General features: G+C 66.2%; 8 protein-coding genes and 3 pseudogenes. 10 read left to right on the top strand and 1 reads right to left on the bottom strand.

From position 1 onward, the window contains the following. The first annotated feature begins 220 nt into the window (after positions 1-220). The 9 genes and pseudogenes from AB0436_RS30050 to AB0436_RS30010 form a co-directional block, all read left to right on the top strand. Positions 221-1,564 (top strand): MFS transporter, encoded by a 1,344-nt coding sequence (locus AB0436_RS30050; protein ID WP_366471092.1) that lies wholly within the window; start codon positions 221-223, stop codon positions 1,562-1,564. Positions 1,565-1,595: 31 nt separating this feature from the next. Then, complete coding sequence (locus AB0436_RS30045) at positions 1,596-2,054, top strand: MaoC family dehydratase (RefSeq protein WP_366471091.1); 459 nt, start codon at positions 1,596-1,598, stop codon at positions 2,052-2,054. A gap of 301 nt (positions 2,055-2,355) precedes the next feature. Then, positions 2,356-3,620, top strand: a pseudogene (gene paaN / locus AB0436_RS30040) (phenylacetic acid degradation protein PaaN); the annotation flags it as partial. Between the two features lie 24 nt (positions 3,621-3,644). Beyond that, a pseudogene (locus AB0436_RS30035) lies at positions 3,645-4,118 on the top strand (beta-ketoacyl synthase N-terminal-like domain-containing protein); the annotation flags it as partial. Between the two features lie 350 nt (positions 4,119-4,468). After that, the gene (locus AB0436_RS30030; RefSeq protein ID WP_366471090.1) at positions 4,469-4,789 is read left to right on the top strand and encodes a transposase; all 321 of its coding nucleotides are present in this window, start codon (positions 4,469-4,471) and stop codon (positions 4,787-4,789) included. 162 nt (positions 4,790-4,951) lie between these two features. After that, a complete protein-coding gene (locus AB0436_RS30025) occupies positions 4,952-5,797 on the top strand; it encodes an IS3 family transposase (RefSeq protein ID WP_366471093.1) in 846 nt (281 codons plus the stop codon). 622 nt (positions 5,798-6,419) lie between these two features. Beyond that, positions 6,420-7,532: an aminomethyltransferase family protein gene (locus tag AB0436_RS30020; protein WP_366471089.1), complete on the top strand. Its 1,113-nt coding sequence runs from the start codon at positions 6,420-6,422 to the stop codon at positions 7,530-7,532. Further along, on the top strand, positions 7,529-8,428 hold the full coding sequence (gene purU, locus AB0436_RS30015) for a formyltetrahydrofolate deformylase (protein ID WP_366471088.1): 900 nt from the start codon (positions 7,529-7,531) through the stop codon (positions 8,426-8,428). The genes AB0436_RS30020 and purU overlap by 4 nt, the downstream gene beginning before the upstream one ends. A 246-nt stretch (positions 8,429-8,674) precedes the next feature. Next, positions 8,675-9,164 (top strand): annotated as a pseudogene (locus AB0436_RS30010) (bifunctional methylenetetrahydrofolate dehydrogenase/methenyltetrahydrofolate cyclohydrolase); the annotation flags it as partial. 582 nt (positions 9,165-9,746) lie between these two features. Here the strand turns inward: AB0436_RS30010 and AB0436_RS30005 are convergent. Beyond that, complete coding sequence (locus AB0436_RS30005; RefSeq protein WP_366471087.1) at positions 9,747-9,956, bottom strand: PAS domain S-box protein; 210 nt, start codon at positions 9,954-9,956, stop codon at positions 9,747-9,749. 570 nt (positions 9,957-10,526) lie between these two features. Here AB0436_RS30005 and AB0436_RS30000 point away from each other — a divergent pair. Further along, positions 10,527-12,023, top strand: coding sequence for an APC family permease (locus AB0436_RS30000; protein WP_366471086.1), 1,497 nt, complete (start codon positions 10,527-10,529; stop codon positions 12,021-12,023). Positions 12,024-12,044 lie beyond the last annotated feature (21 nt).

The following is a 12,044-nucleotide window of genomic DNA, read 5'->3' as shown; positions in this document are numbered from 1 at the left end:
GACGGCAGCCGCCTGATAGCCACACCCAGCACCCCTGGGTGACCCAACCCTACGAATGGCTCGATCAACCCGATCAAGACGGTAGAGCCGCCTGACCACTCTGTCCCCGTACCGTCCCCTCTCTTTCCGACCCTCCCCACCACGCGGCCCAGGGAGCCTCGGGCACGCCGGGCCGACCGTGCCCCCATCCGCTTGATCAACCATGTTCACGGGAGCCACCATGAGTGCGACCACCGCAACCGCACGCGAGCAAAAGAAGGCCGCGAAACGCGCGGGATTCGGAGCCTTCATCGGCTCCACCATCGAGTGGTTCGACTTCTACATCTACGGAACCGCGGCAGCGCTCGTCTTCGACAAGGTGTTCTTCCCCGAACTCGAAGGCTCCATAGGCACCCTGGTCGCCTTCGCCACCTTCTGGGTCGGCTTTCTCGCACGCCCCCTCGGCGGCATCATCTTCGGTCACTACGGCGACCGGCTCGGCCGCAAGAAAACCCTCGTCATCACCCTGCTGATGATGGGTGTCTCGACCACCGCGATCGGCCTGCTCCCCGGCTACGCCTCCATCGGCGTTGCCGCCCCGATCCTGCTGATCTGCATCCGCATGATCCAGGGCATCGGCCTCGGTGGTGAGTGGGGCGGCTCCGTCCTGATCGCCTCCGAGCACGCCCCCAAGGGCAAGTCTGTGCTGTACGGGGCGTTCGCCCAGCAGGGCTCACCCGTCGGGAACACACTCTCCACGGTGAGCTTCCTCGCCATCAGCCAGCTGCCCGACGACGCCTTCGTCTCGTGGGGCTGGCGGGTGCCCTTCCTCGCCTCCGCCGCACTCGTCATGATCGGCCTGGTGGTCCGCCTGAAGGTCGCCGAATCCCCGGCCATGGCCAAAATCATCGAAAAGAAGGAAGTCGTCAAACTCCCGCTGACGGAGGTCCTGCGCAGCCACCCCATGCTGATCGTTCTCGGTATCGGCGCCTGCACCATCGGCCTGTCCGCGACGTACTTCAAGTCGACGTTCGCCCTGTCATGGGCCACCACGTCCCTCGGCTTCGACCGCAGCTCGTTCCTGACGATCATCCTCGTCGCCAACATCACCCAGATCATCGTCCAGCCCTTCGGTGCCCTCATCGCCACCCGGATGAAGAGCTGGTCCCGCGCGGTGATCGTGATGCTGGTCCCCGAGCTGATCCTCATGCCGGTGATGTTCGTCCTCATCAGCACCCAGAACTACGGCCTCGCGATGGTCGGTGTCGCCGTCGCCACGATCCCGCACTGCCTCTACTACGCGGCCCTCGCCGGCATGCTCGCCAGCCGCTTCCCGGCGCATCTGCGTTACACCGGTATCTCCCTCTGCTACCAGCTGTGCGGCACCCTGCTGGGCGGTACGACCCCGATCATCGGCCAGTTCCTGCTCAACCGGACCGGCTCCGTCACCGCTGTCATCGCATACGCCGCGCTGCAGGTGGCGCTGAGCCTGGGCTGCATGCTGCTCCTGCTCAAGCGCCCCAATCACGACGAGCTGGCCGCCGACGCGGTCGCCGCGCCCCGTACCGCGCCCGTCACCGCCTGACCGCCCGTACACGCTGAACGGAGTACCGCCCATGCCCCTGACCGTGCACGGCATCCCGGAGATCCTCGCCCTCGGCGGACGCGACCTCGGCCGTTCCGAGTGGAGGGAGATCACCCAGGAACTGATCGACGCCTACGCGTACGTCTCAGGGGATCACCAGTGGATCTACACAGACGTCGCACGCGCCGCCGCCGGCCCGTACGGGCGCACGATCGCCCACGGCTACATGGTCCTGAGCTGGGGCATCCCGATGTTCGGCGAGCTGCTCCAGGTGAGCGGCGTGGGACGGGCGCTCAACTACGGGGCCAACCGAGTCCGTTACCCGGCGCCCGTCCCCGTCGGCAGCCGCGTACGGTTGCACGCCACGGTCACCGAGGTGACCGAGGTCGCGCGGGGCGGCGTACAGATGACACGCGCCTTCACCTTCGAGCTGGAAGGCTCCGAGAAGCCGGCCTGCGTCGCCGAGTCGCTGACGCACTTCTACCCGTAGGCCGACGACATCCACATGGAGTTGTCTATGTGGTTGGGCTGACCTGCCCTGTTGTCGCTTTAGGACCATCTGACCTGCACGGATGGTCCTTTCAGCGTCTTTCAGGATCGTGCTGTGTTATGTAGCCGATTCTCCCCACCCGCTTCCCAGCACCGTTCTTCACTCCCCAGATTCTCCCCAGAGGCGCCCTTGCCGTAGGCGCAGTGAGAGGGGAGCTGACGGTGCCTACGGCTCTATATGTAGCCGGAGCCCTGCGGAGCGAACAGGAACAGGGGCCGCACGTCGCTACGGGCATATCACAAACAGCACACAACCCGGCAGGCGTTTGTCATGGCCTTCCAGGCCGGCGGGCCACACGCCCAGGACCGGGGCCTGGAGGCGGTCGCGTACTCCTGGGCAGAGCAGAAGCGGCACCCGGACGCCGCCCGCTGGACCAAGCCCCAGCGCAAGGGCAGCCCACTGGTCATGGACAAGAAGTTCACACCGGTTGGTCGGGGTGTATCCCTGCTGATCGCCTGCAACACCTTCCCGACCTGGAACGGCTACCCGGGCTTGTTCGCCTCCCTGGTGACCGGCAACCCAGTCGTCGTCAAGCCGCACCCGGGCGCGGTCCTGCCCCTCGCGATCACCGTGCGGATCGCCCGCGGTATTCTCGCCGAGGCCGGTTTCGACCCCAACGTCGTGGTGCTCGCGGTCGAGGAACCGGGCGAGCGCACCGCGGGCTTCCTCGCGCTGCATCCGGGCGTCAGGATCATCGACTTCACCGGCTCGACCGAGTTCGGCGACTGGCTGGAGACGAACGCTCGCCAGTCCGTCGTGTACACCGAGAAGGCCGGCCTGAACACGGTCGTCCTGGACTCCACGGACGATTACCGGGGCCTGCTGGGCAATCTCGCCTTTTCGCTCGCCCTCTACAGCGGGCAGATGTGCACCACCCCGCAGAACCTCCTGGTCCCCCGTAACGGCCTCGCTACCGATCAGGGCCTGCGAACTGCCGACGAGTTCGCCGCCGACCTCGGCGCCGCGCTGGACGAGCTCCTCGGCGATCCCGCGCGTGCCGCCGGCACGCTCGGCGCCCTCGTCAACGACCAGGTGCGTGAGCGCTTGGAGCTGGCCTCGGCACTCGGCCGCACGGTGCGCGCGTCAGCCCCAGTCCACGATCCCCAGAACCCCGGCGCGGTCATCCGTACGCCGCTGGTGGCACGCCTCGACGCGGGGGCCGATCAAGAGACGTAAACCCGGGAGTGGTTCGGGCCCGTCTCCTTCGTCATCGGTACCGATTCCACCGAGCACAGCCTCGAGATCTTCCGCGAGACGGTGCGCGCGCACGGGGCTCTGACCGCTGCAGTCCACTCCACCAGCGAGGACGTGCTGATCGCTGCGGAGACAGCAGCCCTGGACGCCGGCGTCCACCTGTCGGAGAACCTCACCGGCGGGGTGTTCGTCAACCAGTCCGCCGCCTTCAGCGACTTCCACGGCAGCGCCGCCAACCCGGCAGCCAGCGCCGCCCTGTCCGACCCCGCGTTCGTCACCGGACGCTTTGCCACCCTGCAGTCGCGCCGCCCGATCGCCGCCCCTGGGAGTCCACCCATGCCTGAGGAGGTCTACCTGATCGACGGGGCCCGTACCCCGCAGGGCCGTTACGGAGGCGCGTTGGCGTCCGTCCGCCCCGACGACCTGACCGCTCTCGTCGTTGGGGAGGCTGTCCGCCGCTCGAGGATCCCGGCCGAGGCCGTGGACGAGGTGATCCTCGGCGCCGCCAACCAAGCGGGAGAGGACAACCGGGACGTGGCGCGCATGGCGGGACTCCTGGCCGGCCTTCCGCACACCGTGCCCGGCTACACCGTGAACCGGCTTTGCGCTTCGGGCCTCACGGCGGTCGCCTCGGCCGCGCAGGCGATCCGATCTGGCGAGGCCGAACTGGTTGTCGCGGGCGGTGTGGAGTCCATGACCCGCGCCCCGTGGGTGATAGAGAAGCCCGGCACGCCGTGGGCCAAGCCCGGTGAGACGCACGACACCTCGCTGGGCTGGCGCTTCACCAATCCGCGCTTCGCCGCCGCCGATTCGGGGCGCCCACCACCTGGCCATCGTGAAGAAGAACCATCCCGGGTTGTATGCGCGGGTCAGGAAGCCTCACTGGGCCGATATCCGGCTGGATCACCGCCCCCGCGGCCGGGCCCACCACCGCGACGAGATCCGCCGGCTCAAGGTCGCCGTGTTCCAGCACCTCAGACTGCCCCGGCGCCCGCCAGGCCATCAGCCTGGTGAAGGGCTCCTGCCCGGGAACCGAGGAGGCGATGCCCGTCCGCGGTTCATGCTGCGGTCAGACGTTGTCCCCGAGTCTGAGCTCGGTCCAGATGGTTTTGAACCGTTCCGGGTTCGGTAGGGACTCGATCATTTTAGAGGATCGAGTCATGGCACGTTCTTCCCATTACCCGCTTGAGCTGCGCCGTCGTGCGGTGCGGATGGTCGCCGAGGTGCGACCGGACTATGACACCGAGTGGGCCGCAATGAAAGCGGTCGCCGTGAAGCTCGGCATCGGCACGACCGAGACGCTGCGCAAGTGGGTCCGTCAGGAAGAGATCGACGCCGGCGCCCGACCAGGCACGACGACGGAGGAGTCGGCCGAGCTGAAGCGCCTGAAGAAGGAGAACGCAGAACTCAAGCGGGCGAACGACAAAGCCGCGGCGTCATTCTTCGCGGCCGAGCTCGACCGGCCACACACACGCTCGTAGCGTTCATCGACGAGCACCGGGACCGCTTCGGCGGAGTCGAGCCGATCTGCCGGGGCCTCACCGACCACGACCGCAAGATCGCCCCGTCCACCTACTACGCCCACTACAAGCGCCAGGCCGCACCCGCGGCCCGCACCGTCAGCGACGCCACACTGAAAAAAACTGATCAAGGAGGCGTACGAGGCCAACTACCGTGTCTACGGCGCGAGGAAGATCTGGCGGCAACTGAACCGCCAGGGCCAGACCGTGGCCCGTTGCACCGTCGAACGCCTCATGCGCGAGCTCGACATCACCGGCGCCGTCCGAGGCATGAGAGTGCTCACCACGATCCCGGACCCAACCGCACCGCGGGCGCCGGACCTGGTCGACCGCGACTTCGTCGCCAGCGCACCGAACCGCTGCTGGGTCGCCGACTTCACCCATGTCGCCACGTTCTCCGGCGTCGTCTACATCGCCTTCGTCATGGACACCTTCTCCCGCCGGATCGTCGGCTGGTCCGCCTCGACCACGAAGCAGACACGGCTCGTCCTGGACGCCCTGGACATAGGACTGTGGCAACGCGACCGCGACCAAAACCCGCCCCTGCCAGGTCAGTTGCTTCACCACTCGGACGCGGGCTCGCAATATACGTCCTTCACGCTCGCCCAGCACTTGGAGAACGCCGACATCGCCGCCTCGATCGGATCGGTCGGCGACGCGTACGACAACGCGCTGATGAAGTCCACCAACGGCCTCTTCAAGACCGAGGCGATCAAGCCGCAGCGACCCTGGCGATCCCTTGCTCGGGTCGACAACGAAACCCCAGGTCACAACCAACATCTGAGGTCTCTACCGAACCCGGAACGGTTCAGTTTTCTCACTGTCCGGCACGTCGGGTGCCGGTCCGTCAAGACTCCATATGTGGCCGCGCTGCCTGCCTTCCGCAGTCAAATGCGGGACTTCGGTGTGACATGGCTCACATTCACCCGCCCTGGGCTTGATGCCTGTAGTGTGGCTAACTACCGATAGTTAGCATCGCGTCGTCGTCGGCGGCGCCAAACCCCGTCCCTGACGCTCCGCTGATGTCGGCGCTACCCGAGGAGGCGAGCCATGAGCTTATCGAGCGAGGACACTTACCTCCCATGGAGCGATCCGCAGTCCCGGGTAGACCCGGATCCGTGGTACCGCAAGCTTCAGCAGCACCACCCGGTATACGAGTTCGACGGTTCGTACGTCGTCAGCCGGTACGAGGACATCGTGCGGAACGCGAGGCGCCCGATCATGAGCCTCGGCGGCCCGGGCGAACCAGGGGCCATGGTCGTACGTGAGCGACACCATGCTCGGAGTCGATCCGCCGCGGCACACCGAACTGCGCCGGCCGCGAGCTGTGCTCCGTATGTATTCCACGAGCCCGATGCGTTCGAGTACACGCGCACAGGAGGAGAGCCGGAACCTGAGTTTCGGACTGGGCACCCACAGCTGGGCCAGCCAGGTCATCTCACAGGCGGATCCGAAAGCGGTTTACACCGAAGCCGCCCCGCGTGTCAGTCGTCTCGGGAGCTAGTTGGTCGACCATGCAAATCAGACGAGTGCGGCCGATGTGCGGGGGAGCGCAGGTTGCCAGACTTGACTGCTACAGAAAGGAATGCCAATGGAGACGAGCCAGTCCACGGCGCGTAAGACGCCGTTCCACGATGTCACGACGGAACTTGGCGCTGAGTTCACAGAGCTGTTCGGCTCGCTGTGGCCGGACCATTTCGGTGATGTCGACGAGGAGTACCGCGCCCAGCGGGAGGGTGTCGCGGTCTTCGACGCGTCACCGATCAACAAATGGGAGTTCCGCGGCCCCGATGCAGAGGTGGCCGCACAGCGCGTGCATACGAACAATGTCATCGGTGCAGCAGTTGGGCAGGTGCGCTACGGCGCCTTCTGCGACGCCGACGGCCGAATGATCGACGATGGCACGGTGTTCAAGCTCGCCAGCGATCACCTCTGGGTGATGACCAATAAGAACACACGCGCCGAGCACTTTGCGAATGCGACCAGCGGCCTGGACGTTCAGATCGAATCCGTCACTGAGGAGCTGCCGCACCTCTTCTTCCAGGGACCAGGATCGCGCGAGGCGCTTGCGTCCATCACGGACGCCGACCTCACTCGGCTGGGGTGGTTCCGCTTCTACCCCGAGCAGGTAACCGTCGCCGGAGTCCCGGTGTGGCTCTCACGCACAGGTGTCTCCGGCGAACTCGGCTACGAGCTGTTCTGTCGGCCGGACGTCGCGCCGGATCTCCTGCGGGGACTCCTGCGCGAGACCGGTGCCCGGCCCTACGGGCTTACGGCGATCGAGTCGGTGCGGATCGAGTCCGGCATCATCGTGACGGACACCGACTACCCGGAGCACACGTACACCCCCTACGACGTCTCGTTCGACCATCTCATCGACCTTCGCCGAGACTTCCTCGGACGAGACGTGCTCGCCACCCTCGAGCCGCAGCCGCGGCGCTACCGGCTGACCACGCTCAGGCTGGACAGTGAGGAGTTGCCCGAGTATGGAGCAGCGCTATCACGGGACGGCGAGCGGGTGGGCACACTTACCAGCCCGGCGCTGAGCCCGTACGCCGGCCCCATCGCCCTGGCGATCGTCGAGGCTTCGCTCGCCGTGCCCGGGACGCGGCTCGATGTTGCAAGCGGAGATTCCCCGTTGGGCGCCGTCGTCCACAAAAGCCACCCCGCCTACGACCCCGAGAAGAAGAGGCCTCGCTCATGAACGCACCCAACGCGCTCCTGGAGGCCCAGGACTCTACGAATCCGATAGTACTTTCGAGGCGGCGACTCGTCGCCTCGTGTCCGGACCAGCCCGGCATCGTCTCCGCAGTCTCACGGTTCTTGCACGACGCGGGGGCCAACATCATCCAGTCTGATCAATACTCGTCAGACCCCTTCGGCGGCACCTTCTACCTACGCATGGAGTTTGCCGGGAATGACGAAGTGATCGAGGGCCTTGCGGAACGCTTCGGCGTGGTCGCTGAGCGATTCGGCATGACTTGGCGGTTCGGGAACCCGGACCGACCGAAGCGAGTGGCGATCTTGGTATCCAAGGAGGACCACTGCCTTCAGGATCTCCTATATCGGTGGCGACGCAACGAGCTGGAAGCGCAGGTCGTGCTGGTCGCCTCCAACCACCCGGACCACCGCGCGGCCGTCGAGGCGCTTGGACTTCCGTTCCATCACATCCCAGTGGCCTCCAAGAGTGGCAAGCCGGAAGCAGAGCGACAACTGCTCGAGGTCCTCGACGGCAACTGCGACCTGGTCGTTCTCGCCCGTTACATGCAGATCCTGTCGGGCGACTTCTTGCGGCGGGCCGGCATCCCGGTGATCAACATCCACCACTCCTTCCTGCCGGCGTTTGCCGGTGCTGGGCCGTACGGGCGGGCGCGGGAACGCGGTGTGAAGCTCATCGGAGCGACCGCCCACTACGTCACCGAGGAACTTGACGAAGGGCCCATCATCGAACAGGACGTCAACCGCGTGAACCATCGCCATGACGTTGCTGCGCTGACCCGGCTTGGCGCCGATGTGGAGCGGACTGTCCTCGCGCGGGCGGTCGGCTGGCACTGCGAGGACCGTGTGCTTCGACACGGCAACACCACCGTCGTCTTCTGAGGTGGCCACGGGTAGGCGCTGCTCCGATTGACCTGTTCGTCGGGGCCGTCGGGGTTGCTTCCGCAGCATGCTCATGGCAGAGCGATCCTGGCTGCTCTGCCATGAGTCCGAGATCGAGCCCCGCCGGGCCACTTGGTGCTGCTGTCTCTGCGACCACACGATCAGTGGGACACGATCCCGTATGCCATGAACGACCGCTACCGGGGGATCCATAGCGCTCGCAGGACCGGCCTTGGGGGAGGCCCCCCGACGAACCTTGGATGGCTGGTCCTCGGTACCGAGGCACCACTGCAGTGCACGCCGTACGGCATCGTCGAACTGCTCAGTCACCACGGCGTCCCGATCGCCGGCGCGGACGTGGTCGTGGTCGGTCGCGGTGTGACCGTCGCGCCCGCTCGGCCTGCTGCTCAACCGTCGTCCGGAGAACGCCACCGTCACGCTGTGCCACATGGGCACAACCGACCTGGCCGCGCACGTACGCAGGGCGGACATCGTGGTGGCTGCTGCCGGAGTCCTGGGGGTCATCACCGGCGACATAGTTAGGCTGGGTGCTGCAGTACTCGACGTGGGTGTCTCTCGAGTGGACGGCAAGGTCACTGGCGATGTCGCGTGGGACGTCTAGGACGTGGCCGGTTGGGTCTCATCGAACCCGGGTGGTGTGGGTCCGATGACCCGCGCGATGCTGCTCGCCAACGTAGTCACGATCGCGGAGAGCACAATGGGCTGGTCTGCCTGAGGTGAGGTGACCACTGCGGTGTGGTCATCGGCGATCACTCGGGGGCCCGGGTGTGGGGCTCGAAAAGTCGTCGCTGCAGTTCAGGCCGCGTAGCGGTATTCGTTGATGACGCCGCCGAGGAGTCGGGTGCGCAAGAGTTTGCGGGTGTCGAGGTTGTGCAACTTGGCGGGGCTGCTGGTTGCCACCATGCGGTGCTTGATTCCGGGCTCGATACGGCCGATTTTCGTTGTAGTGCCGCTGGTGGGCGGCCAGGACCCGGAGGGCGTCGGTCTCGTCCATGATGAGGATGTGATCGAGGGCCTTGCCGGATGCTGTCGATCACTCATTCGCAGGGGGCATTCAACGGTCGACTTCGGACCTCGGTCATGAAATTCGCCCAGCACCGTGCAGTCGAATCCCGGATCATGCGGTTCGAGGCCGAGACAGTACTTCCAGTCCGGACGGCAGCGGACCGGGTTCGCCGGCTGCCGGTCAGGCACTGCAGCACCGACACCAAAGCCAGCTGTGCAGGCGACCCGCGCCGCCCGTCAGCCGTGATACCAGTCGGCGAAGTCGCCATCCATGAACAGGCTGTCCAGCCGATCACGCCCCCGCATGGCGGCCGTGCCCGCCCCCGACGCTGCCGTGCGCGAGCTCGTCCACGTCCGTGAGCAACTTGCGGGCAGGTCGGCCGAGAACTTCCGCGGCGGTGGAGCCGAACTGCTGCTCAGCTGCAATGTTCCATCGGACAACGGTTTCCCAGCGGTCCAGTACGGCGATAGCTGCCGTGACCGCGGTCAAAGGGATTGTCACGTGAGAGTTGCGTCGATGTAATGAGTGCTGCCATGAAGGCCTGCCAAGGTGAGGTGTCCCTCCTCAGCCAGGCTACGCCCGGCGCCGGATATCCGCTGCGAGGGCATCCTGGCTGGCCAGGCTCGACCGGGCCGCGGAGCCCTCTCGGCGACGGCCGAATGCTGACTCTCTGACGGCACGCTTGCCCAAAGCGAATCAGAGTTCAGCCGACGCCACCAAACGCGGCAAGAAGGGTGGGCGGTCCGTTGATGACGTTGGGCGGAGAGATTTCTGCGTCTCCTCTGGCCAAGAGGCAATAAGCTCGCTAACTTACGTTAGTAAGTTCGACGCGCTGATCCGGAACCGCTGACATCGCGCCGTTCGACCGGCGGATGCCGGTGCGACCAGGGGAGCACCAGCACGGGCCTTATCAGGTCCTGCGTGCGGCGTCGGGCCGATCTGCGCGCGCCGCTCGCCCCTCATCTGAACCATCTCCCTCCAAAAGTTGGCTTCGCGCGGTGGCCAGGCCACCGCCACCCCTGCAGGAGACACCCCATGAGTGAAGCACCGCGAAGCGGTATCCAGGTCGACGTGCCGCTGCCCTCGGCGCCGGCCCTGCCTTTTGATGACGGCTCCGCCGGCGCCAGGAAGTCGCTCTCCGGCCAGATGGGCACGGGTTCTCTCGCGCTGACCGTGCTGGCATTCTCGGCGCCGATTTCCGTGGTGAGCGGGTATATCCCATTCACGATCGTCTTCGATGGCCCCGGTGCGGCCTTCGGCTTCGTCACGGTCACGGTCGTTCTCCTGCTCTTCTCGGTCGGCTACGTCACCATGACCAAGCACGTGCCGAAGCCCGGCGACTTCTACTCGTTCATCAGCGCCGGGCTTGGCAAGGTGCCGGGCCTGGGGGCGGCCTTCCTGGCGGTGACGGCCTACTTGCTGTTGCTCGCTGGCGTCTACGCGCAGCTGGGCGTCGTGGTGAGGAGCCTCCTCGCGAGCTTCGACGGCCCCGCGACCCCGTGGTGGGCCTGGGCCGCGGCTGGCTGGCTGATCGTCAGCGTGCTCGGCCACTTCCACGTGGAGCTGTCCGCGAAGATTCTCTCCGTGGCGATGGTCCTCGAGGTCGCCGTCGTTCTGATCTATGACTTCGCCGTTCTGGTACGGGGTGGCAGCGGGGGAGCGGCGGGGCTGTCTGTCGCTCCGCTCAGCCCGGCCGAATTCCTCAAGGGCGACGTAGGTGTGACGCTTCTCTTCGGCGTCCTGGTCTTCCTGGGGTTCGAATCGACCGCCCTGTATCGTGACGAGGTCCGCTGGCCGAACCGCACCATCCCGCGGGCGACCTACATCGCCGTCGTGTTCGTAGGCGTGCTCTACACGCTCTCGTGTTACGCCCTGACGGCGGCTTACGGCCCGAAGGCTGTGGGCGTGGCGACGGCGACACCGGCGTCGATGTTCCCGGACTCGATTGGCCACTACGTGGCGCCCGTTTTCACCCAGCTGTCCTACCTCTTCGTTACGACGTCGGTACTGGCCGCGCTTCTTTCGATCCACAACGTCCTGGCCCGGTACCTGCATAACCTGGGCTATGACCGGGCCATCCCGTCGTACTTCGCCGCTGTGCACAAGCGGCACAGCTCGCCCTTCCGGGCCTCCGCGCTGGCCGCGGCCTTGTGTGCCGCGGTCTTCGGCGTGTTCGTTCTCGCTGGCAAGGACGGCGTCACGCTATACGCCGAGCTGACCGGCCTGGCCTCCGTCGGTGTGTTGGTGCTCATGACTGCCGTCAGCCTGGCTGTGATCATCTGGTTCGCGCGGAGGGGCATCCCCGCAGGTGAGAACTGGTTCAAGGTATTTTTCGCGCCGGGCCTCGCCTGCCTCTCGCTTGCAGCCACCGCGGTCCTGGCGCTGCTGAAGTTCAATTTGGTCGTCGGCGGCGCAACGCCTGGCGAGAACATGTGGCTGGTCGCTATCCCGTTGGCGGGCCTGGTGATCGGACTTACCCTGGCCGTCTTCTACAAGGCCCGTCGTCGGCAGATCTTCGACGGTCTCGGCCGGGAGACTCGCGTCGTCGACCTCACCCTCGATGCCTGAGGCATGCCTGCAGTACCACGA

Origin of the sequence: Streptomyces sp. NPDC051322 (assembly GCF_040689485.1) — a bacterium.
GTDB lineage: Bacteria > Actinomycetota > Actinomycetes > Streptomycetales > Streptomycetaceae > Streptomyces.
This window is presented reverse-complemented; position numbering and strand designations above follow the sequence as displayed.

Coding starts and splice junctions, on each gene's coding strand:
- AB0436_RS30050 (WP_366471092.1), top strand. CDS start 221: ATGAGTGCGACCACCGCAACCGCACGCGAGCAAAAGAAGGCCGCGAAA.
- AB0436_RS30045 (WP_366471091.1), top strand. CDS start 1,596: ATGCCCCTGACCGTGCACGGCATCCCGGAGATCCTCGCCCTCGGCGGA.
- AB0436_RS30030 (WP_366471090.1), top strand. CDS start 4,469: ATGGCACGTTCTTCCCATTACCCGCTTGAGCTGCGCCGTCGTGCGGTG.
- AB0436_RS30020 (WP_366471089.1), top strand. CDS start 6,420: ATGGAGACGAGCCAGTCCACGGCGCGTAAGACGCCGTTCCACGATGTC.
- purU (WP_366471088.1), top strand. CDS start 7,529: ATGAACGCACCCAACGCGCTCCTGGAGGCCCAGGACTCTACGAATCCG.